Annotated in this window: 18 protein-coding genes; 11 read left to right on the top strand and 7 right to left on the bottom strand. The window is 74.5% G+C overall.

Going from position 1 to position 22,426, the window contains the following annotated elements:
• Positions 1-238: 238 nt before the first annotated feature.
• Entirely contained in the window at positions 239-3,610 is a 3,372-nt protein-coding gene (locus GXW83_RS22870; RefSeq protein WP_182444926.1) for a S8 family serine peptidase, read from the bottom strand.
• 224 nt (positions 3,611-3,834) lie between these two features.
• The gene (locus tag GXW83_RS22865; protein ID WP_182444925.1) at positions 3,835-4,134 is read right to left on the bottom strand and encodes a hypothetical protein; all 300 of its coding nucleotides are present in this window, start codon (positions 4,132-4,134) and stop codon (positions 3,835-3,837) included.
• Between the two features lie 462 nt (positions 4,135-4,596).
• Here GXW83_RS22865 and GXW83_RS22860 point away from each other — a divergent pair, with 462 nt between their 5' ends.
• Positions 4,597-5,412 (top strand): hypothetical protein, encoded by an 816-nt coding sequence (locus GXW83_RS22860; protein WP_182444924.1) that lies wholly within the window; start codon positions 4,597-4,599, stop codon positions 5,410-5,412.
• Here GXW83_RS22860 and GXW83_RS22855 read toward each other — a convergent pair.
• Genes GXW83_RS22855 through GXW83_RS22840 form a run of 5 tightly spaced genes read right to left on the bottom strand, consistent with a single transcriptional unit; the run spans position 5,409 to position 9,998 of the window.
• Complete coding sequence (locus GXW83_RS22855; protein ID WP_182444923.1) at positions 5,409-6,767, bottom strand: pitrilysin family protein; 1,359 nt, start codon at positions 6,765-6,767, stop codon at positions 5,409-5,411. The two genes, GXW83_RS22860 and GXW83_RS22855, sit on opposite strands and share 4 nt — an antisense overlap.
• Entirely contained in the window at positions 6,764-7,756 is a 993-nt protein-coding gene (locus tag GXW83_RS22850; protein ID WP_225447190.1) for a pitrilysin family protein, read from the bottom strand. Before GXW83_RS22850 ends, GXW83_RS22855 begins: the two co-directional genes overlap by 4 nt.
• On the bottom strand, positions 7,738-8,142 hold the full coding sequence (locus tag GXW83_RS34360) for a pitrilysin family protein (protein WP_225447189.1): 405 nt from the start codon (positions 8,140-8,142) through the stop codon (positions 7,738-7,740). The genes GXW83_RS22850 and GXW83_RS34360 overlap by 19 nt, the downstream gene beginning before the upstream one ends.
• Positions 8,143-8,150: 8 nt before the next feature.
• A complete protein-coding gene (locus GXW83_RS22845) occupies positions 8,151-8,909 on the bottom strand; it encodes an ABC transporter permease (protein WP_182444922.1) in 759 nt (252 codons plus the stop codon).
• Positions 8,910-8,960: 51 nt separating this feature from the next.
• The gene (locus GXW83_RS22840) at positions 8,961-9,998 is read right to left on the bottom strand and encodes an ATP-binding cassette domain-containing protein (protein ID WP_182444921.1); all 1,038 of its coding nucleotides are present in this window, start codon (positions 9,996-9,998) and stop codon (positions 8,961-8,963) included.
• 378 nt (positions 9,999-10,376) lie between these two features.
• Here GXW83_RS22840 and GXW83_RS22835 point away from each other — a divergent pair, with 378 nt between their 5' ends.
• The 10 genes from GXW83_RS22835 to GXW83_RS22790 all read left to right on the top strand — a co-directional run bounded on the left by GXW83_RS22835 (position 10,377) and on the right by GXW83_RS22790 (position 22,420).
• The gene (locus tag GXW83_RS22835) at positions 10,377-10,571 is read left to right on the top strand and encodes a thiopeptide-type bacteriocin (RefSeq protein ID WP_182444920.1); all 195 of its coding nucleotides are present in this window, start codon (positions 10,377-10,379) and stop codon (positions 10,569-10,571) included.
• Positions 10,572-10,614: 43 nt separating this feature from the next.
• Positions 10,615-10,809: a thiopeptide-type bacteriocin gene (locus GXW83_RS22830; RefSeq protein ID WP_182444919.1), complete on the top strand. Its 195-nt coding sequence runs from the start codon at positions 10,615-10,617 to the stop codon at positions 10,807-10,809.
• A 43-nt stretch (positions 10,810-10,852) separates the two neighbouring features.
• Complete coding sequence (locus GXW83_RS22825; protein WP_182444918.1) at positions 10,853-11,044, top strand: thiopeptide-type bacteriocin; 192 nt, start codon at positions 10,853-10,855, stop codon at positions 11,042-11,044.
• Positions 11,045-11,227: 183 nt separating this feature from the next.
• Positions 11,228-12,280, top strand: a complete 1,053-nt coding sequence (locus tag GXW83_RS22820) for a hypothetical protein (protein WP_182444917.1) — start codon at positions 11,228-11,230, stop codon at positions 12,278-12,280.
• A 63-nt stretch (positions 12,281-12,343) separates the two neighbouring features.
• Positions 12,344-13,459, top strand: a complete 1,116-nt coding sequence (locus GXW83_RS22815) for an LLM class flavin-dependent oxidoreductase (protein WP_182444916.1) — start codon at positions 12,344-12,346, stop codon at positions 13,457-13,459.
• Positions 13,456-16,041, top strand: a complete 2,586-nt coding sequence (locus tag GXW83_RS22810; RefSeq protein WP_182444915.1) for a lantibiotic dehydratase — start codon at positions 13,456-13,458, stop codon at positions 16,039-16,041. The genes GXW83_RS22815 and GXW83_RS22810 overlap by 4 nt, the downstream gene beginning before the upstream one ends.
• Positions 16,038-17,900: a hypothetical protein gene (locus tag GXW83_RS22805; protein WP_182444914.1), complete on the top strand. Its 1,863-nt coding sequence runs from the start codon at positions 16,038-16,040 to the stop codon at positions 17,898-17,900. The genes GXW83_RS22810 and GXW83_RS22805 overlap by 4 nt, the downstream gene beginning before the upstream one ends.
• Positions 17,897-19,876 carry a TOMM precursor leader peptide-binding protein gene (locus GXW83_RS22800; RefSeq protein ID WP_182444913.1) on the top strand — a complete coding sequence of 660 codons (1,980 nt, stop codon included), beginning with the start codon at positions 17,897-17,899 and terminating at the stop codon, positions 19,874-19,876. Before GXW83_RS22805 ends, GXW83_RS22800 begins: the two co-directional genes overlap by 4 nt.
• Positions 19,877-19,898: 22 nt before the next feature.
• On the top strand, positions 19,899-21,437 hold the full coding sequence (locus tag GXW83_RS22795; protein ID WP_182444912.1) for a hypothetical protein: 1,539 nt from the start codon (positions 19,899-19,901) through the stop codon (positions 21,435-21,437).
• Positions 21,434-22,420, top strand: coding sequence for a thiopeptide-type bacteriocin biosynthesis protein (locus tag GXW83_RS22790; RefSeq protein ID WP_182444911.1), 987 nt, complete (start codon positions 21,434-21,436; stop codon positions 22,418-22,420). The genes GXW83_RS22795 and GXW83_RS22790 overlap by 4 nt, the downstream gene beginning before the upstream one ends.
• Positions 22,421-22,426: the final 6 nt, after the last annotated feature.

Genomic DNA, 22,426 nt, shown 5'->3' with positions numbered 1-22,426 from the left:
TGCGCTGTCGTGCCCAGAGGCCTTCTTCGCTGCGGAGTTCGGCTGCGGCGGCAGTGGCCGCCTGCTGGATCAGGGCGGACGGGTTGGCGTCGTAGTACACGTAGACGCCGAGTGCGACGGCGCCCACCGGCCGCCCGCGGCGATCGCGTGCACTCCGTGCCGACCGACGCGGCCCTGCTGTGGACGCCGGTGGGCGAGCGGTGTGGGCTCGGCCACCGGCGTCCGGGGTGGGCGGCTGTCAGCCGACCGTGTAGTGGTAGGGCAGTGCCACGAGCTGGTCGCCCGTGGGTGTGTAGCCGTCCTGGCTGTACGAGCTGGTGTCGTCGACGTAGATGTGGCCGGACACCGTGCTGCCCGCGGGACCGCTCGGCGTGATGTCCAGGTACAGCGTGGCGCTGTGCCCCGGCTGGACGACGACCGGGCTGAAGGTCGCGGCCGGGTTCAGGCCGAGCTCCCACAGGTCACCCGACGGTGAGACGGCCGACGGGTCGAAGGCGGGCGTGGTCGCGGTGAGCCCCAGGCTCGCCACCGACGACGCCGCCGGACCGGCGCCGAGCGCCCCGGTGGGCTGCGGCACGATGTCCCAGTCGCCCTGGGTGAGGTCCGGCGCCGCGTAGCTGCCGTAGGCGTTGTCGCCGTCGGCGGTCGAGCCGAGGTCGGGTTCGCCGGTGGCGGGCGAGAAGTCGAACATGACCGGCGCCGTGGAGTCGGCCGTCGCCACCAGCTGCGTGGTGCCGGTCGGGACGATCCACTGCGGCTCCGGCGCGCTCACGCTCAACGGCAGCGTCAGCTTGCTCGACGGGGTGAACGAGCTGAGCGGCAGGGTGGCCTGCTGGTCGAGCCGTGCGTCGAGGAAGTACGACTCGACGGCGGTCGAGTCGTTCCGCACCGTGACCCGGACCTGGTGCGAGCTGCCGACGGGCAGCACGCCGCCGGTCGGCACGCCGTTCGCGCGCGCGGTGACCGGCGCGAAGCCGACCGTCCCGTCGAGCCGGGTCGACTGTGCGTCCCCGGTCACCGGATTGCTGAAGCTGACGATCAGCGTCCACGTTCCGGCGGCCGGCGCCAGGACGTGCAACCGCGCGGCCGAGGTGCTGATCACGGTCTGGGCGGCACCCGGCGCGCCCACCAGCACCTGGTCGCCGGCCCGGGCCGGGGTCTGGCCGTCCGGGGAGACCAGGTACGCCGTGAACGGGTCGGTGGCGTGGTCGGCCAACGCCAGCCGGACGTCCAGAGCGGGCCGCCCCGCGGGCACGTTCACCTGGTAGAAGAGGGTCTGCGCCGGTACCTCGCCGCGTCCGTTCCCGCCGACCACGTCGCCGGTGAAGGTGCCGGTGCCGGCGCGTACCGGAATCACCGAGCGCAGCGTCATCGGGACGGAACTCGGGCCCGACTGAGGCGAGTTGATTGCCAGTGAGGCGCTCTCGTCACCGGCCTGCGCGGGCAGCGGCGCGGTGACGCGGACCGTGGTGGAGGCGCCGGGTGCGAGCGTGATCCGCGACGGCGTCACGGTGCCGAAGGTATGGAACGACGAGACCGCGGCGGCGAAGCTCACCGGCCCGGTGTATCCGGCCGGGCCGGAGGCGGGGCTGCCGAGGAAGTCGGTGACCACCGCCGTCCAGGTGCCCGGTTCCGGGGCGCGCAGGTCGATGTGCCCGTGGTTGCCGTCGCCCTGCGGCAGGCTGTAGCCGGTGAGCCGCCCGCGCGGATCGAGCAGGGTCAGGTCGACGGGCTGCTGGCTGGCGGTGCCCGGATTGGCGATGTTCGCGTCGAGCCGGTCCGCGCCGGGAGGCACGGTGAAGGTGAACCGGGCCACGTTGTGGGTCAGCCCGGACGCGTCCTGGTAGGTGGGGCCGCCGTCGTGCAGCGTCACCGTCCTGTCGGCGACCGTCCGGCCGGCGCCGAGCGTGCGCCCGGCGAGCGACACCGTCTGCGGGTCGCGGCCGGTGTTGGTCAGCCGCAGCGAGAGGCGGGCGGCGGCTCCGGGGTTGCCCGTCGCGTCGAGCTGGTCCGTGTCGGCCAGCAGGGTGTCGCCGACCGGCTTCGGCGCGGCGTCACCGGTGCGGACGGAGCGCGCGGCCTCGACGGCCCGGTAGGCGTCGACCAGCCCGGCGCCCTGCTCCGAGCCGACCACGCCCAGGTCGTCGGCGGTGCTGGAGATGATCTGGTCGACCAGCTGCGGGGTCGGTCCGGCGCCGCCGTGCGTGGCCCGGTATGCCTGGATCACCAGCGCGGCCACGCCCGCCACCAGCGGACCCGCCTCGCTGGTGCCGCCGGACTGGTACACGCCGGTCGGCTGCCCGCGGCCGTTCAGGCAGTCCGGCGCGATCGTGGTGTCGGCGGTGCAGATCGCCCAGTCCAGGTCGCCCGGCGCCACCACGTCGATGCTGCGCCCCTGCTCGGTCGAGCCGCCGGACGACAGGGAGCTGATGTTGTCGCTGACCCAGCCGCGCGCGCCGATGCTGCGGTAGCCGGCGGTGTCGGACTGGGCGTAGGAGCGGAAGGTGGTGGACGCGCCGACGGAGATCACGCCGGGCTGGGAGGCGGGCGACCAGATGGTGCTCTCCGGACCGGCGTCGTAGGAGGGCACGGTGACGGTCACCCCGGCCGCCATCGCGTCGGCGTTGGCCAGCTTGATCAGGTCCGCGCTGGTGTCCGGCATCGGGAACGAGCCGGCCTCCTCGTTCAGCACGTTCACGTGGTCGACGCCGACCGCGTAGTCGATCGCCTCGAGGAAGGCGGAGGTGGTGGTGAAGTCGTTGTTGGCGTACACCTTGTAGGCGTCCAGCGTCACCTGCGGCGCCACGCCCTCCAACCGGATCAGGCAGGGGTGCCCCAGCGGCTGCGCGGTGTAGTCGGCGAGGTCGTACACCTGTCGGCTCTGCGCGGCGATCATGCCGTCGTCGAGGAACGACTCCAGGTCCTCGGACTCCACCGCGCCGCCTTCGCCGGTGAAGTCCTTGTAGTCGGCGATGACGTGCGAGCCGTCGGCGCGTATCAGCTCCGGCGTGTTCACGTCGATGCTGCCGGCGATGTCACCGACGATCACGCCCTTGCCGGTCGCGCCGAGCGAACGCGCGGTGTGCTGGTGCGGATCGTCGGAGTCCGCGTGTATCGCCTCGATCGCCTCGGGGTCCAACTGCACGCCCCCCGACGGCGCGCAGGCTCCGGACGGCAGACCGGCCGCCGCCCGGGGGCCGGACGGGTCGGCGCCGGTCGCCGCCGGTGCGACCGGCGGCGCGGGCTGGTCGACCACCCTGACGGCGGCGTCGGGCACCACCTCGGCGACCCCCGGCGCGGAGCGCAGCGCGGCCTGCTCCTGCGTCGAGACCGTGGCGGCCACGGCGTCCAGCACACTCATCGGGTGGATGTCCTGGGCGCCGGCCGCGTGCAACGCCTTGATCACCGGGGCCTGTGACGCGCTCACCGCCGCAGCGCGGGCCGCCCGCAGGGCAGTTGTGTCCGGCAGGCCCTGGTGCTGGTCCGCCAGCACCACGATCACCTGCCGGCTCGCTCCGGCGGCCGACCCGGCGGCCACCCCCGGCGCCGCGACCGCGGCCGGCGTCGCCCCGAACGCCACTGCGGTGGCTGTCAGGACACTGACCCCCACCCCGGTCATCGTTTTCAAACGCCTCATGTACCCCTCCGTCACCCGGCGCCGCGGGAATCACGGCGCGGCGCGGCCATTATCGTTGTCGCGCTCATGCCAGCGATAGGGGGACGTCCCTGTGACGATCCGCCCGCGTGCCCGACTGGGGCTGCTCGGGATCGCCACTCCGGAGCGGCTGTAGTCGCATCAGTCGGCGGGCTCATCGCGGGGGTGGCCCGTTCGCGTCAGCGGGCGGACCAGATGGGGCAGTCGGGGGCGTGGCGGGTCAGGTGGACGACGGTGCCGCCGTCCAGTACCTGGCGGGCGCGGGTGACCGTGCAGCAGGCGATGGGTGCGGGGGGCAGTGGCGGGGGAGTGGCGCGGGGCCGGTCCCGGTCCGGCAGTGTGGTGTGCGGTCGGGACGGTTCCGGCAGGGCCCGCGTCGGCCGCTGCGGGGGTGCGGGCCGCCGGACGGCCTGCTCGAGGGGCACCCCGAGGGCTCGGGCGCGGGCGTGGAGGCGGCGGCGTTCGCGTCGTTCGGACATGAGGACACCCTGCCTCCTCCCACCCCGTCCACGCCAACGCGCCCCGCGCGGTCCTCCACGGCAAAGAGCGGGCGGCGGCGGTGGGCAGCTGCGTCCGGCTTCCGCCGTACGGTACGTGTCCGCACCGCCCGGTCTTTTCGGGCGGGAATCACGAATGGGGCCCGAATCGGCGGGGAATGAAAGATTGGCATGCACGCGTAAATCGAAAAGGATACGATCGTCGCAGTCATACCGAGGCGCCGTGTTCGCTCCGGCCGCCTCAGCCCCAGGCCAGGACGCCATTGCGTAATTTTGCTGATACCGCCGCGTCGGCCCCGCCCCGTACATTGGCTGCTCGGACACGGTTAGCCAATCGGACATTGCAGACGCTCGGGGGAGCCGTAACGGAGTCGGATCTCTCCGGCTGCCGATGTCGGCCACCCTACGGCACGCGCAGATCGGACAGGCGCAAGAGCCATGTACATGTACAAGACTTTCGAAACCAGAGCCCAGCCCCCGGTCAGCAACGCCCGGGCAGAGGTGGCCGAGCTCCTGGTCGCTCTGGCGGAGCAGGCGGAGCGCTGGGAAGCCGGCCTGATGCAGACCCAGTCGCAGATCAGGGCCCTGACCGAGCGTGAGGAACTCCAGCGATGTTGGGAGCCGGGCGGTTCCCCCGTGCTGGACCGTCACCAGGCGGCCGAGATGGTCACCGATCTGGTGGCCCGCGGCAAGCACCGGATCGCTTATGTCCGGCCTCCCGCCGCCTCGTATCTGGACACGCAGGAGACCCGCGCGGCCATCTGGGCCAATCCGGAGGTGGTCGCACAGGAACTGGTGAGCCGCCCCAGGAGGATCCCCCGGGTATTGCCCGGGCAGAACCGGATCTCGGTCCGGGCCACCTGGACCGAGTTGCACGAAATCGCCATCATCGACGACGCCATGGCGCTGGTCCCCTCGCTGGGAACCGACAGTTCCGACGAGATCGCCGTTGTTCAATTGCCTTTTGTTGTAAGGCAGTTGTTGCAGTTCTTCAATGCCGCGTGGGCGCAGGCGGCCGGGCGGGCGGAGGGCCCCGCCGCACCCGACGACGGGGCGGAATCCGATATCAAGCGCCGCATCCTGCTGCTGCTCGCGGAGGGCGCCAAGGACGAGACCGTGGCCCGCCAGCTCGGCATCTCGCTGCGCCACTGCCGCCGCCATGTGGCCGAGATCCTCGACCAGTTGGGCTCCACCAGCCGGTTCCAGGCCGGGGTGCGGGCGGCGATGCTGGGCACGTTCCCGGCCCAGCCCCCGGCCTAGGCCGACGGAAGGAACCCGGCGGCCCGCACCTCCCGCGCGGCCTCCTCCACCCGGGAGGGCGCGGTGAGCACGATGCCGGAGAAGTTCGCCGCCGCCAACTCCCTTGCCGCAGCGCGGACCTGGTCGTCCGTCGTCCGCGCGATCCGTTGCAGCTGCTCCGGCAGCCAGTCCCCGAGGCCGGTTGCCGGCGGCAGCGCGTTCAGCAGGTTGGCCGTCCCGTTCTGGGTCGCGGACAGGATGACCATCGAGCCGACCGTGTAGCTGCGGGCAGCCGCGATCTCCTCCTCGCTGGGCGGGGCGTCGTTGGCGAAGGCGTCGAACTCCTGGCGCACCGCCGCCAGCGCGGCGCCGAGTTGGTTGGGGCGGGTGTCGAAGTCGACGGCCAGCAGGCCGCGCCCCGGGTGGTCGGCGACCCGGCTGCGGACGATGTAGGTCAGCCCGTCCCGCTCGCGCAGGCGCTCGGTCAGCCGGGAACTGAAGGAGGCCCCCAGGACCAGGTTGGCCAGGCGCATGGCCGGGTGCTCCGGGTCGTCGGCGCCCGGCGCCGGGGCGAGCAGGCAGACCTGCACCTGCCGGCTGCCCGGACGGCTCACCACCGCCACCCCCGCCGCCGGGTGCGGCAGTTCCGGCATGGGCGCGGCCGTGCCCGGCCCGTTCCAGGCCAGCATCGCCTGCTCGGCGGCGGCGACCGCAGCCGCCGGGTCCAGATCGCCCACCAGCAGCAGACGGGAGCCCGAGGGCACCAGGGCGCGCGTGTGCAGCGCCTCGACGTGGGCGTCCCCGACCGCCGCCACCGCGTCGGGCGCGGGCACCTCGCGCGCCAGCGGATGCCCGGGGAAGCAGTGCTCGAGCATGGCCTCGCGGGCCAGGACGGCGGGCTGCGCGCGGTAGGCGCGGAGCCGGTGGCCCAGGAGCGTCCGGTGGGTCAGCACTTCGTCCTCGGGGCGGTGCGGGTCGGCCAGCACCGCCGCCAGGAGTTCCAGGGCCGGGGCGAGCCCGTCCGCCGCGATGGCGCCCTGCACGGTCAGCCGCTCGGGTGTGACGGCGGTCTTCAGTGAGCCGCCGAGCAGGCCGAGCGCGGCTTCCAGCTCGGCGCGGGTGCCCCGGGCGGTGCTGCCCAGCAGGACCGCCGCCAGCACCTCGGCGGTGGCGGCGTGGGCGCTGTCGCCGCTGCCGAACGGCACGGCCAGCCGCAGTTCGACCACCGGCACCGAGGGGCGGCGTACGGCGGTGATGCGCAGCCCGCTGCCCGCCGTGTGCTCGACGATCGAGCCCGGGTCGTCCAGGTACGCGGTCGACACGGCGGTGGGCACGGGCGGCCGGACGGCCCCGGTGGCGCTGCTGCGGACGGTCATGCTCCTGCTCCTCCTCGGCCTGCTGCGGTGGTCTGCTCTGCGGCGCCCGGCAGGACGGTCACCCAGCGCCGGGGCTGGGCCGCCAGCGCGGCTGCTGCCGCGGCGACCTCCGACGGGGTGATCGCCCGGATCCGGCCCGGCAGCTCCCAGACCAGCTCGGCGTTGCCGTGCAGCAGTTCGAAGGCGCCCAGGCGCTGCACCCGCATGCCCAGCGGGTCGAGCGAGCGCGCCCAGGACGTCGCCCACTTCGCGGCGCGCCGGGCCAGCAGGTCGGGCGCCGGGCCGGAGCGGGCCATCCGCCCGAGCTCCTCGTACACCCCGTCGAGGGCGGAGCGGGGATCGGCCCCGCGGTGCAGGAACATGACCAGCGAGAGCACGTCGGGATCGCGGGTCTCGAACGGTGAGCCGCCCAACCCGGCGCCCATGCGCAGCTGTTGGACCACCGCGTCACGCCGGACCAGCCGCTCCTGCAGCACCGAGTCCGTCCCGTCGGCCAGCACCTCGGCCAGCAGCATGGCCGCCGGGTACCCGCTGTCCCGCAGCGCCGGGTCCGGGAGCCTCCACCCCGCCGCCAGGGCCTGCAGCACGGCGCCCGGATGGGGGTGCTCGCGGTAACGGTCCTCCGGCAGCTGCGGGCCGACCGGCTGCGGCGGCGGGGGTGCGGCGGCGCCCGGGATCGCGCCGAAGTACTGCTCGGCCAGCTCCTCCACCTGTGCGGGGCTCGCGTCCCCGGCCACCACGAGCAGGGCGTTGGCCGGGGTGTAGTACTCCTCGAAGAACGCCTCGCACTCGGCGACGGTCACCGTCCTGAGCCGGTCGACGGCCCCCCAGCCGTCGTGCGCGTTGGCGAAGTCGTCGAACATCACGGCCTGCAGGTACGGGCTGGGCAGCCCGCCGTAGGGGTTGTCGAGGATCTTGCGGCGGATCTCCTGCCCGACCACGGCGACCTGGTTGGCGAGGGCCTCCCCGGTCAGCTGCGGGGCGCGCATCCGGTCCGCCTCCAGGAACAGCGCCAGCTCCAGCCCCCGGAGGGCAGCACCTGGTAGTAGCTGGTGTGGTCCGGGCAGGTGACGCCGTTGAAGCTGCCCCCGCCGGCGTTGACGAGCCTGGCGTGCGCCAGCTTGGGCAGGTTCTCGCTGCCCTGGAACATCATGTGCTCGAACAGGTGCGCGAAGCCCTCGCGGCCCTCGGGCTCGGAGCGGTGGCCGACGTCGTAGACGACCTCCACCGCCACGACCGGGGCGCTGTGGTCGGGGGCCACCAGGATTCGCAGGCCGTTGCCGAGCCGGGCGCGGTGCAGGCCGCCGGTCCCGGCGCCGTGACGGGGACCGGCCGGGCGGGCGGCGTGCAGCTGGACGGGGGGCGAAGGGAGCACGGGGTTCCTCATGCCTCGGCGCGCAGGGCGCGCAGGCCGAACAGGCAGCCGAACAGGACCAGCGCGGCGGCCAGGGCCGCGCCGACGACGGTGCCGGTGCCGGTCAGGTCCCCGGTGAACAGCGCTCGCTCGGCCGTCACGATGTACGAGACCGGATTGGCCTTGGCCACGTCGGCCAGCCACGCGGGGGCAAGGGTCATCGGCAGCAGGACGCCGGACAGCAGCATCAGCGGCAGGGTGAGGCTGCTGAGCAGCGAGCTGAACGCCTCCTCGCGGCGGACCCGCAGCGCCAGGCCGTAGGAGAACGCGGACACCCCGATCCCCAGCAGCACGACCACGACCAGCGCCAGCAGCACGCCGGTGACCGAGGCGTGCAGCCCGGCGACGCAGGCGCCCAGCACCAGCACCACGGTCTGCACGAACAGGACCGCCACATCCCGCAGCAGCCGGCCCAGCAGCAGCCCGATGCGGCTGGCCGGGGTCACCTTCAGCCGGTCCAGGACGCCGGTGCGGGCCTCGGCGAGGATGCTGAACCCCGAGTACAGGGAGCCGAAGACGCCCTGCTGGATCAGCAGTCCGGGGACGAAGACCCGCCAGGAGTTGCCGCTGCCGAATCCGGGGACAGCGGAGAACCGCTGCAACAGCGGGCCGAACAGGGCCAGGTAGAGGATCGGCTGGGCCAGGCCCAGGATGATCCAGGCGGGGTTGTTCAGGGTGTAGCGCATGCTGCGCAGAAAGATGATCCGGGTGTCGCGCAGGGTCTTCACCGCGATCGCTCCTCTTTCGGTGATGGTCGTGGCAGGCCGGGCGGGGTGGTCTCAGCCGACGACGACGGGCTCCGGCACGGCGTCGGTGCCGGAACCGGCGTCGGCACCGCTGTCGCTGTCGGACGCCTGCTCCTCGGTGCCGGCGGCGGCCTGCCCGTCCAGGGAGCGGCCGGTGAGGCGCAGGAAGACGTCGTCCAGGCTCGGCCGGGTGACCGCGACCGAGGCCAGCCGCACGCCGGCCAGATCCAGTCCGCGCAGCAGCTCGGGCAGATGGGACTGCGCGTCCCGGAGGTGGAACTGCAGCAGGCCGGGCCGGGTGTCCGGCTCGACGTCCGGGAACAGGCGCAGGACGGCCCGGGCCGCGTCGCCCGGCTGCTCGGTGGCGAGGGCGACCAGGTCCCCGCCGACCTCGCTCTTGAGCGCCTCCGGGGTGCCGGACGCGACCACCCGGCCGCCGTCCACCACCAGGACCCGGTCGCACAGCAGGTCGGCCTCTTCCAGGTAGTGGGTGGTGAGCAGCAGGGTCATGCCGTGCTGCTCGCGCAGGGCGCGCACATGGGCCCACAGGTCGGCCCGCGACTGCGGGTCCAGGCCCGCGGTGGGCTCGTCCAGGAACACCACCCGCGGCCGGTGGACCAGGCCCATGGCGATGTCCAGGCGGCGGCGCTGGCCCCCCGAGAGCGTCCGCACCGTGCGCGTCTGCAGATCCGTCAGCCGGAACTCCTCCAGCAGGGCCTGCGCGCGTTCACCGGCCTGGGCCTTGGTCATGCCGTAGAGCCTGGCCTGGGTGCGCAGCTCGTCGCCGACCCGGTGGTCGCTGCCGGTGCCGCCGGCCTGGCTGACCAGGCCGATGCTGGTGCGGACCCGGGCCCGGTCGGTCACGATGTCGTACCCGGCCACCTCGGCGGTGCCGCCGGACGGGGCGAGCAGGGTGGCCAGCATGCGGACCGTGGTGGTCTTCCCCGCGCCGTTGGGGCCCAGGAAGCCGACGATCTCCCCGGCGCCGACCTCGAACTCCATGCCGCTGACCGCCTCGACGGAGCCGGTGCGGCCGCGAAAGCTGCGGGTGAGTCCACGTGCGCTGATCATTACTGCCTCCTCGGCGGGGTACCGCGGGTCGTCGACGGTTGCGGGCCGGTGGGCGCCGGTAACACCACAGCGGCCACCGGCGAACCCGGGCGTCGCCACCCTGCTCGACCGGGACGCCCGTTGTCCATGGCGGGAGGCCCTCCGGCCGGCTCTGCGCAGGAAGCTGACATCCGCCGCGTTCCGCCTGCTCCGGGCCGTGCAGTTTGCTGACACGGCCGGCCCTTGCCCGGGGCCTCGCCCCGGCCCCAGGATGGCGGCACCTCAGGGGAACCGGCCCGTCGGCCGCGACCGCGACCGGGAACGGCGCGCTCGACCTGACGGAACGTCCGGAGCATCCCGCACCCCCGAGCAGAACCCCCTTCACGTAAGGACCCCGCCATGAGCGTCGACTTCGCCATGTTCAACCTGACCGAGCTGAGCGTCCTGGACGCGACCGACACCGTCGCCATGCCCGAGATGGGCGCCTCCAGTGCCGCCAAGCTCGTCGAGGACATGGACGACCTGATCGGCGAGACCAGCCAGGCGGACGTCACCCTCTGCTGCTCGTCCTCCTCCTCCACCTGCTGCTGCTGACCGCAGGCACCCCGCACCGCAACCCTCCTGAAAGGGCACCCGTATGAGCGTCGACTTCGCCATGTTCAACCTGACCGAGCTGAGCGTCCTGGACGCCACCGACACCGTCGCCATGCCCGAGATGGGCGCCTCCAGCGCCGCCAAGCTCGTCGAGGACATGGACGACCTGATCGGCGAGACCAGCCAGGCGAACGTCACCCTCTGCTGCTCCTCGTCCTCCTCCACCTGCTGCTGCTGACCGCAGGCACCCCGCACCGCAACCCTTCTGAAAGGGCACCCGTATGAGCGTCGACTTCGCCATGTTCAACCTGACCGAGCTGAGCGTCCTGGACGCCACCGACACCGTCGCCATGCCCGAGATGGGCGCCTCCAGCGCGTCCCTCGTCGAGGACATGGACGACCTCATCGGCGAGAGCAGCGAGCTCAGCATCAGCATCTGCTGCTCCTCGTCCTCCTCCACCTGCTGCTGCTGACGCAGCAGTTCGGTACCCCCGCACGTTCCCGACGCCCTCGGCCCTGAGGCCGGCGTCGCCCCACAGCCCGGCGCTGCCGGGCCAGCCTTTCTGCGCGACCCCTCTCCTGCCTCACGGGCGGCAGGGTCACGCGTCACACCTGGAGTGACCATGTATGGACTTGGACCGGGTCAGGCTGCTCACGTGTACGACTACTCGGACGATCCCCGGCTGCTGCTGGGGCTGCTCGCGGACCCGATCCGCGGGCTGCGGCACGAGGGCGCGCCCCTCGTCCACGTCCGGCGCGGGTGGCTGCACGGGACGCATCTCGTCGTCACCGTGCGGCCCCTCGCCGAGGTCCCGCTGAGCCTGGACGGCTTCGCGGCGACCGCCGGGCGCATCGCCTCGGGACTGGCCGCCGAGCCGCCGAGCGAGCAGGACTACCTCGCCCGCGCCCAGGAACTGTCCCGTTGGGACGGGACAGCCGGGCCCTACCTGCCGCTGCGGCCGCAGGGAGCCACCACCGTCGGACCGGCCCCGCTGCCCGACGGCTGGGGCCGTGAACTGCTGGACGCCCGGGACCAGTTGGCCGGGCGGATGACGCCGTCGATCCTCGCCTCCGCCGCGCTTCCGGCGGACGTCCTGCTGCCGCACGCCGCGCGCGTCGTCGCCCTCTGCGCCCGCGCCCACCCGTACGGCATCGGCATCGGCACCCTGCCGCTGCGCTCGCACACCGAGGGCATCTGGTCCGCGACCGGCGGCACCGTCGACCTGCGCGCCGCCTTCACCGAGCGCTACCAGCAGGACCGCGCGCTGTTCACCGCCGCCCACGCGGCCCTCGACACCGCCGATCCGGCCGACCCGGAGACCGCCGTGCTGCACTCCTGGAACGAGGCGCTGCACGCCTGCTGGGGTACGGCCACGGCCCTGACCGCGTCCGGCAGCGTGGACGAGCAGCGCCTCGAGGCGGCCCCGCGGATGAAGCCGCCGCTGGAGAACGGTGTACCCAGCCCGTTCCACAGCGCCGCCCGGCAGTCCGGCCTGAGCGACCGCCAGCCGTACTGGCACATCGCCCACCGGATGCTGCTGAACGTGCTGTACACCTCCCTGAGCACCCTGGGGATCACCCCCGTCCAGCGGTACTACCTCTGCTTCGGCATCAGCAGCGCCGCCGACGAACTCCTGGGCGAGGACTGGTCGCAGCGCATGGAGCGCATCGCCCGGCTGCAGGCCGGAGCCTCCGCCGTACCAGCCTGAGGCGTTCCGCCGCTCCGCGACTCGACCGTCCCTCCGTCACCACACCCCCCTGCGAGGAACCCCGTGCGCTTCGGCCTGTCCTTTTTGCCCGACTGCTCCCCCGACACCCGCTCGGCGACCGACTACTACGACGACATCCTCGCGCTGTCCCGCATGGCCGACCAGGCCGGCCTGGACTACGTGAAGATGACCGAGCACTACCTGCACCCCTACGGCGGCTACTGTCCCAGCCCGCTGACGTTCCTGGCCGCCGTCGCGGCGCAGACCGCCCGGATCCGGCTGATGACCGGCTGCGTGCTGCCGGTCTTCCACCACCCGGTGCAACTCGCCTCGCACATCTCGATGGTGGACGCCATCAGCAACGGACGGGTCGAGGTCGGCTTCGCCCGCGCCTACCTGCCGTACGAGTTCAGCACCTTCCAGGTGCCGATGGACGGCAGCCGGGCCCGGTTCGAGGCCACCATCAACGCGGTGGACCGGCTGCTGACCGAGGAGCACGTGGACGAGTCCACCCCGTTCTTCGAGTTCAAGGACGCCACGGTGCTCCCGCGGCCGGTGCAGCGCCCCAGGCCGCCGTTCTGGATCGCCGCGGTGCAGACCCCCGCGAGCTTCGTGCGGATCGGCGAGCTCGGGCACGGCCTGCTGATCACCCCGTCCGGGACCTCCTTCGACTCCTCGCTGGTGGACGTCTACCGCAGGTCGTTCCTGGAGCACCACCCGGACCGGCAGCCCCAGGTCGCCGCCAGCGTGCCGGTGCTGGTCGCCGACACCGACCAGGAGGCCCGCCGCATCGCCGACCCGTACCTGAGCCGGTACCTGGATGTCTGGTCCTCCGCGCTCACCAGCTGGGAGACCACGGCCTCCACCGACTACGTCAACTACACCGGCTCCGGGCACCGCATCGGCGCGATGACGGCGAAGGACATGCGCGTCTTCGGCAGCGCCGTGGTCGGCTCGCCCGAGCAGGTGGTCGACCGGATCGGCCGCTTCCAGGAGGACGTCCACGCCGACGTGCTGCTGCTGCAGACCGACTTCGGCGGCCTGGGCGGCGCCGAGGCCCGCCGCAGTCTGGACGCGTTCGTTTCGTCGGTGATGCCCAAGCTCGGCGGCGAGTACAGCGAGCCGGCCGCCGCCGGCGCGCCGCAGACCGCGGCGGCGCAGGGGAGGCCGACACCGTGACCCCCTCCCTCCTCGCCCCCGTCGGCGCGCCGCAGGCAGCCGCCGGAAGCACGGCGCAGGCCCCGTCCGGCCTCGCCGACACCGCGATGCTGCGGATCAACCCGCTGCCCGGCCGCCGCCTCGGCAGCGCGGACCTGGCCGCGGCCGTCCGCACCCTGGTCGAGACCGAGCAGTTGTGCGCCTCGCTCGCCGACGCCGCCTGCGCCGAGCTGTTCGACCTCGCCGCGACCGCCACCGGACGCGACCGCCAGCGCATCCTGGACCTGAAGCGGGCGGTCTTCAACCACCGCTCCCCGGGCCCGGCGGCCGACGGAGCCGACTGGCCCGCCGCGACCGGGGCCTGGCTGGCCGCCCGGCGGCGCCGGGACCTGGCCCGCAGCGTGCTGACCACCGGCTACGACACCTGCCTGGCGCAGGAGCGGGCCCACCTGGCCGAGACCGTCGCCGCCGAGCCCTTCCAGCTGTCCCTGGCGCTCACCTCGCCGCAGGTGCTGGACGCGGTGCGCCGCTACGCCCGCTCGGGCGGCGCGCCCTCCAAGCAGAACCGGAAGTCCGAGCGCGGCATCCTGCAACTGCTGGCCCGGGCCATGGTGCGGACCTCCCCGCTCACCCGGTTCACCGCCGTGGGCTTCGGCTCCTGGTCCGAGCAGGGCAGCCCGCTGGACCGGACGGTGTTCCAGCGCCGACGGGCCCACTCGGTCGTCTCGCTGGACCGCACCCTGGTGTCCGTCCTGGTCGCGGGCCTGGCACCGGCCGCGGACACGGTGATGCGGAGCCACTCGCTGCGCATCGCCCAGGCGTCCGTGCGCTTCCGGCACCTCGACGGCTCCCAGGTGCGGATCCTCTCCGCCCCGCTCACCGGCCAGCTGCGGACGCTGCTGGACCTGACCGCGCTGGGCCCGATCGCCGCCGCCGACCTGAGCCGGGGGCTGGCCGAGCGGCTGGGGATCTCCGTGCCGGAGGCCGACCGGATCGTCCAGGGCGCCCGCGACGCCCAGATCCTGGTCCCCGGGCCGGTCATCGACGAACAGGCGGCGGACCCGCTGCCGCAGTCCGTCGAGGTGCTGCGGGACTGCGCGCCGGAGGCGGCCGGGCAGCTCGCGGAGATCTCCACCGACCTCGGCCGCCTGGCCTCGGCCACCGTGCCCGAGCGGATCGCCCTGCTGCACCGGCTGGAGTCGACCACGCGCTCGCTGAACGCGCTCAGCTCCCAGCCGATCCAGCTGCAGGTCAACGAGGACTACCTGCTGGAGCCCTGCGAGGTCTCGCAGGCCGGCTACGAGCAGGCGCTCGCGGACGCTGCCGAGGTCGCCGAGTTCTCCCACCTCTTCGACCGCCACCACGAACTGCGGGCGCTGCTGTGCACCCTGTTCGTGGACCGGTTCGGCCGCGGCGCCTCGGTGTCGCTGGTCGACCACGCGGCGGACCTGGTCAGCGCCGTGGACAGCCGCGAGGGGCAGATCCGGCAGCCCGGCGGCGCCGAGGACTTCGGACCGCCGGACGGCTCGCTGGCCCGGCTGCTGGAGCTGCGCGACGCCGCCGTCCGCACCGTCGCCGACCGGATCGCCCGGCACACCGCCGAGCACCCGGACGCCGAGGAAGTCGTCCTGGAGAGCGGCCTGCTGGCCGGGCTGACCGCCGGGCTGCCGGAGCGGTTCAGGCGCACCGCCGCCTCGTACGGGCTGCTGGTGCAGCCGGACGGCGGACGGCTGGTGCTCAACGGCTGCTACGCCGGCCACGGCCTGCTGACCACCCGCTTCCTCGGGGTGGACCGCGACCTCGGCGGCCGCACCGCCGAGTCGGTCGCGCGGCGCGCCACCGCGCTGTTCTCGTCCGGCGGCGTCGAACCGCTCGAGGACCGGGGGCTGCACGGCGTCAACGTCAACCACCGCATCCCGCTGCTGGAACGCACCATCACCCCCGCGCAGTGGAACACCCTGCGGCTGGCGCACGACCCCGAGCGCGACGAGCTGCTGCTGCTGGACGCCGACGGCACCCCGGTGCGCCCGGTCACGCTGGGCATGCGCTGGCTGGAGCTGCTGCCTGCACCGCTGCGGCTGGCCATGTGGCTCGCGGAGAACAGCCGGGTCATGCTCGAGTCCTTCGGCTGGGAGCAGGCCCCGCCGGCCGACGGGCCGGTGTCCGAGCGCACCACCGCGGCCCCCCGGCTGCTGGCGGGGCAGGTCGTGCTGCAACGCCGCCGCTGGTACCCCGGAGCCGACTTCCCGACCGCCCCCGGCCCGGAGGGCCCAGCCGGGCACCTGGTCGACCTGACCACCTGGCGGGCCGCGCACGGCGTCCCGGAGGAGGTCGTCATCAAGAGCGACTTCGACCACAGCTCCTTCAACCGCGAGTCGGCGAACCGCAGTTACCTGGTGAACCGGCGGCGGGAGAAGCCCCAGTACGTCGACCTGGCCAGTGCGCTGGCCGTCCGGGTGCTGCCCCGGCTGCTCGAGCGCCGCCCGAACGGCGGCTACCTCGAAGAGGCCCTGCCGGGCGTCCGCCAGGGACGCCACGCCACGGAGTGGCTCATCGAATACGACCGCCCCGCCGGGGCTCGATTCCAGCTGAGGAAGCCATGAAGGTCAAGCTTCGCGCGGACGCGCACTGCGCGCCGGTGCAACGAGGGGTCTACTGGTCCCGCGGGGAACGCTCGTTCGTCCTGTCCGGCCCGCCCGCCCTGTACGCCCTGGTCGACGACCAGTTGGACGCCCTGCTCGACGGCACCAGCGTGGACGCCATGGTCGCGGCGGCCGGTGACGAGGCCGCCCGGCCGGTCATCGAGCACGTGGTGCGGGCGCTCGTCGCCCAGGACGTGCTGATCGACCTGGACGCGGTGCAGGGCCCGGTGCCGGACGCCGCGACCGCCCGCGAGCACGCGGAGCTGCTGGCCTACCTGGAGGCCAACTGCGCCGAACCGTACCTGGCGTTCGCCGCCGTCCGGGCCGCACAGGTGGCGGTGGTCGGCGCGGGGCCCGCCGCCGACGCCGTCCGGCGCGGGCTGGCCGCCAACGGCATCGCGCCGGACCCGGCGCGCCCGGCGCTGACCGTCCTGGTCGACGACTGCGACCTGCCGCTGGACCTGCTCGCCGCCGCATCCGGCCCGGACCTGGACACGCCGGTGCTGCCGGTCGTCGCCCTGGCGGAGCTGGCCCTGGTCGGGCCGGTCTGCGCGACCCCGCAGGAGCTGCGGTCCTTCCTGGCCGTCCGGGCCCGGGCCGCCGACTGGCAGCGCTCCGGCGACGAGGCCCCGGTCTCCCGGCCGATCGGCGGGGTGCTGGCGGGCTCCCTCGCCGCCCAGGCCGTCCTGGCCCACCTGGCAGGCACCGGCGACGGCGGCCGCACCGCGCTGGTGGTGCACGGCCACGCGGCGCAGACCACGGCCGTCCCGGTACCGGAGCCCGGCGACGGGGCGGTGTGGCGAACGGTCGACCCCGACCAGGAGCCGGAGTCGGCCCGGGCCGAGCCGGAGGTCTCCGAGCAGGTCTCCGAGCAGGACGCCGGGCCCGCCGACGGGGCGGCTCCCGCCGCCGCCGACGCCGAGCTGCAGCAGATCCACCGCCTCGCCGCCGGGCTCACCGCCCGCTGGACCGGCGTCGCCCGCTGGGGCCGCGACCTCGACCTGCCGCAGCTGCCGGTCAGCCTGGTCACCGCCGAGACGGTGGCCGGCCCCGGCCGGTCGCCGGCCCCGGCCGACGCCGCGTCCACGACGGCTCCGGGCCCGTACCTGCTGGGCTGGGGCAACAACCGCGCCGCAGCCGGGCTGACCGCGATGCTCGCGGTGCTGCGCCACCGCGTCACCGAGGAGCAGGCCGCCGAGGAGCAGCCCGCCGAGGACCGCGCCGCTGAAGGGCAGCCCGCCGGGGACCGTGCCGCCGCCGACGGCCCCGGCCTGCCCGCGGCCGGCCTCACCCGGGCCCACTGGCTGGCCGACGGCCTGCTCCGGCACGCCGCGCCCGAGGCGCTCACCCGGTCCGAAGGCACCCCGCTGACCTGGGACGACCTGGAAAGCAGCACGGTGCGCTCGCTGTGGAGCCTGCTGCAGGACTACTTCGGCGTCCCGGTGGCCCTGCGCACGTACACCGTGCCGGGCCTGGACTGGCAGCTGTGCACCGCCGTCCGCGCCGCCACCGGCGAGGTGCTGGCCGCCCAGTGGGGGCCCAGCAGGCTCTCCGCCGGGTACGCGGCGCTCCTCGCCGCCACCGCCCGCGCCCAGTTCGACGAGGCGGCGAAGAACGCGCCCCAGTCGCCCGTCCTGCCGCCGGACCCGATCGGCACCTGGTCGCTGGAGGTCGCCCCGGACCGCCAGGTCCACAGCTGCCTGCGCCAACTGCTGGACCGCGCCCGGGCCGAGGGACTGACCCCGCGCGCCCGGCAGCTGGCCCGCGACGCCGCCGTCGGCGAACTGCCGCTGGTCTGCGGCCCGGTGTGGCTCGCATGAACGGGAACCCGTCAGGGACCGCCCTGGCGTCCCGGACCGACGAGGCTGTCCTGCGCGGGGCCAAGGCCCCGGCCGACCTGCTCGCCCTGCCCTGGGCCGAGCAGCGCAGCGCCGAGCTGGTCGCCGTCGCCGGCGGCTACGACGCCCGCTGGGAGCGGCAGGCCCTGGACGCCGCCCGCGACCGCGGCGCCACCCTGCTCTCGGTGCGCACCAACGGCACGCAGGTGGTGCTCGGGCCGCTGTGGTCGCCCGACCGGCCCTCCGGCTGCTCCGGCTGCGCCCAGGTCCGGGGCGCCGACCGCGAGGCGATGGCCGACATGCCCTTCCCGGGCCGACCGCTGACCACGCCGCCGCCCGACCCGGCCGAAACCCCGGCGCCCACCTCCCGGGCGGGCGGCCCCGTGCTCGCCCCGGCCGTCAGGGAGCTGCTGGCCGAACTGCTGCGCCGGGACGGCCTGCTGCTGGCCCCGGGCGAGCTGCTCGTGCTGGGCCCCGACGGCAGCCTGCGCAGGCACCGCGTGCTGCCCAGCCACCGCTGCGAGGTGTGCGGCGAAGGGCCCCGGCTGCGGGCCGGCCGGGCGGACGCACCGCCCCCGCCCCGGGAACTGCAGCCGCGTCCCACCGCCGCCGCCCTGCCCGACCGCGGCGAGCCGCCGTTCGGGCTCGACCCCGGGCGGATGCGCGCCGCGCTGGCCGATCCCCGGTTCGGCCCCATGCTGCGGATCCAGCGGGACGGCATGGCCGGTATGGCCATGGCCGAGATCAACCTGCTGGGCGCCGTGTTCGCGGGCCACGGCCGGGGCACGAACTACCGGCACGCCGAGGTCGTCGCCTGCCTGGAGGCGTACGAGCGGATCGGCGGCCTGCCGCACGTCGCCCCGATCGTCTTCGACGCCAGCGCCCGCGAGCTCGGCGACCGCGCGATCGACCTGTCCGGCCTCGGCCACTACACCGCCCGGCAGTGGGCCTCCCCGCTCTGCCGACTGCGGCCGTTCGACCAGGACACCCCGATGGACTGGGTCTGGGGCCACGAGCTGGAGAGCGGCCGCCCGCTGCTCGTCCCGGCCGACATCGGCTTCTACCAGTACCAGTACGGCCCGCTCGCGCACACGCCCGAGGGCATCCGCCGGACCCGGTTCTTCCACGAGTCCTCCAGCGGCAGCGCCCTGGGCGGCAGCTACGAGGAAGCCGCCCTGCACGCGCTGCTGGAACTCGCCGAGCGCGACGCCTTCCTGCTCTGCTGGCACCGGCAGCAGCCGCTGCCCCGGATCGCGCCCTCCGAGATCACCGACCGGGAGTGCCTGCTGCTGACCCGGCAGATCGAGGAGCAGGGCTACGAGGTGCACCTGCTCGTCGCCACCCGGGACATCGCCGTCCCCGTGGTCTGGGCGATGGCGGTGCGCCCGGACGGCCGGATGCCGACCAGCTTCAACTCCGCCGGCGCGAGCGCCGACCCGGTCCAGGCCGCCAAGTCGGCCCTGTGGGAGCTGAGCCAGCTGGTCGGCGTCGGCGTGGACTGGGACGTCGAGGAGCTGCGCCCGCTGGTGGACGACCCCTGGCTGGTCGACGAGCTGCTCGACCACCACAAGCGCAGCACCTACCCCGAGTTGCTGCCCCGGGTCCGCTCCGTGCTCGACGGGCCGGTCGTCAGCCTGGCCGAGGCGTTCCCCGGCTGGCCCGGAGTGTTCACCGACGCCGCCGGGGGCGACGTGACCGGGGCGCTGCGCTTCCTCGCCGACCTCTTCCACCAGGCGGGGCTCGAACGCATCGTGCTGGTCGACCAGTCGACGCCGGAGCACACCACGCACGGCATGGCGGCGGTCAAGGCCGTCGTCCCGGGCATCCTGCCGATGTGCTTCGGCCAGGCGCAGCAGCGGCTGGCCGGCCTGCCGCGGCTGGCGGCGGCACTCACCGAGGCGCACGGCACCCCGCCGCGCGACGAGGACGCCCCGTACGAGCCCCACCCCTTCCCGTGAGCACCCGAAGGAAGCACCGTCGATGACCATCACCGATGTCCGGCTTTTCGCGTACCGGCAGGGCCAGTGGCGCGGCAGGCTCAACGAGCAGCCGCACGTGGACGACTCCGTGCCCACCACGGCCACGCTGCCGCCGGCCGCCGCCCGGGGCGTCGACGGACGGCCGCTGCCGCTCGGCACCGCCGCCCTGCTGTCCGCGGCCCGCTACCCGCAGACGCCGGCCTGCCCGGCCGCCGAGCAGCTGCCCCCCGGCGACCGGCTCGGGCACCTGCTCGTCGCCGCCCTCGGCCTGCAACGGCGCGAGCCCTCCAACCGCTTCAACGACCACCGCTCGATCGCCTCGGTGCGCAGCAAGTTCCCGGTGCACGCCTTCGTGGTGGCGCCGGACGGCTCGACCGCCTACCTGGACCTCTACCGCCACGCGCTGGTCGGGCTCCCGCTCACCGTCGCCGCCGGGGGCGAGCTGGCGGCGCTGCTCCCCGCGCCCGGCGACGCCACCGTCCTGCTCGCCGCCCGCTACACCGACCTGCCCACGCCGTACGGACGGCTGCGCTGCGCCCTGGGCCTGCTGGAGCTGGGCGTCAACCTGCGCAGCCTGCACGTCGCCGCGGACCTGCTGGACGTCACGGTCCGGCAGCGCTGGCACGGCGACGACGTCGCCGCGGCCGGACTGCTGGTCGCCGGGAGCGGCCCGGGCGCCTGGACGCCGCCGCTGGTGCTCACCCTGGAGGGCGTCGGCCCGCTGCCCGAGGCCCGGCCGCTGCCGCACAGCGCCGAGCCGGGGCCGTCCGCCTACGCCGAGGAGGACGCCCGGCTGCGGCAGGAGTCGGAGAACGTCTCCATCCTGGACTCCGCCGAGGCCACCGGGCCGCTCACCGAGCTGACCCTGGCCGCCGCGGAGCCGGCCCGCGGCGTACCCGGGCTGCCGGTCCGGGACACCGGCACCGCCCGGCTGCCCTGGGCCCAGGCCCTGTGGAACCGCACCGCCGGGCGCACCCCCGTGGGCGTCAGCGGCTTCTCCACCCGGCCGGTCACGCTCGGCGACGACGCCCTGGCGGACCTGCTGGCCTGGAGCAGCCTGCCCGCGCCGGAGCCGCTGGCCGCCGTCGGCCGCGCGGTCAGGACCACCGTCGCGCTCCAGCGCATCGCCGGGCTGCCCACCGGCCGCTACGACGTCGTCGACGGACGGCTGGAGGCCGAGCAGGCGGACCCCGGGCTGATGCAGGCGCTCGAGGACAGCTTCAGCTACCCGCTGTCGCCGGTCGTGGACTGCGGGCTGCGCCACGCGACCGCCATGTGGGTCTTCTCCGCCGACCTCGACGCTATCCTGGACGCGTTCGGGCCGGCCGGCTGGTCGCTGCTCCAGCTGTGGTGCGGCTGGGCGACCCACGGCGTGGCCACCGCCGCCGCCGCGCACGGCCTGTTCGCCCGGCCCGCCCGCTCCTTCGAGGAGTACCGGATGCAGTACCTCATGGGCCTGCCCAAGGAGGTGGTCCCGGTGTTCAGCGTGACCTGCGGCCGCTCCCGCTTCGCCGAGCCCATGCTGGACCTGCGCACATGACCGGGCCCGAACTGCCGGACCCCGGGCACTCCTGGCGCAGCTGGCACCTGCATGTCGCCACGCTCGCCCCCGCCCAGCTGGACGCCGTCGTCACCGACGTCCTCGGCCCGCTGGCCGACACCCAGGGGCTGCTCGGCCCGGACGGCCCGCCGTGGTTCTACCTCCGCTACTGGCAGCGCGGACCGCACCTGCGGCTGCGGATCAGCGGCCTGACCCAGGCCCGGGCGGACGACGTCGAAGCCGAGCTGGGGGAGCGGCTGCGCACGCTGGACGCCGGGGTGCCGCCGGAGCAGCGGCTCGACCAGGACGCCTACGCCCGCACCGTCCAGCCGCTGGCCGCCGCGGGCGAGGCGGGCAGCCCGCTGGAGGTGGGCGAGCTGCTGCCGCCGGGCGTCCACCGGGCGGAGTACGAGCCGGAGTACGAGCGCTACGGCGGCCGGGGGCTGATGGCCGGCTCCGAGGAGCTGTTCCACCGCTCCAGCCGGGTCGCCCTGCGGGTCTGCCTGGCCCGGGCCGGCATCCGGCACGGCCTGGTCTCCGGCCTGGAGGCGACGGCCGCCGCCTGCTCGCTCCTCGCGGACGACACCGCGCCGACCGGTCGGGCCGACTACCTGGCCGCGCAGCGGGACATGTGGCTCGGCTGGTCGCAGTCGGGCGGTGTGCCCGCCGAGCGGATCGAGCACGGCCGACAGCACCTCGCCGAGCAGGCCAGGAGCCAGCTCGCCTCACTCGGCGCGCTCGGAACCCGGCTGCGCGAATCCCTGGACGACGGCGACCCGCGCTGGGCCGAGTGGACGGACCCGCTGCGCGCGGCGCTGCGCGGCTGGACCGAACAGCTCGGCCCGAGGCGGGCGGTGCACATCTTCGGATCGCACGTCCACATGACCGCGAACCGGCTGGGCGTGGCCGCCGGACGCGAGGCCCACCTCGCGCAACTGCTGCTGTGCCTGCTCGACCCCGCAGCCGGGGGCGGGGCCGGGTGAGGCCGC

The sequence above is a fragment of the Streptacidiphilus sp. PB12-B1b genome, assembly GCF_014084125.1.
Classification (GTDB): domain Bacteria; phylum Actinomycetota; class Actinomycetes; order Streptomycetales; family Streptomycetaceae; genus Streptacidiphilus.
The sequence above is the reverse complement of the archived record's forward strand: the minus strand, read 5'-3'. Positions and strand labels throughout refer to the sequence as shown.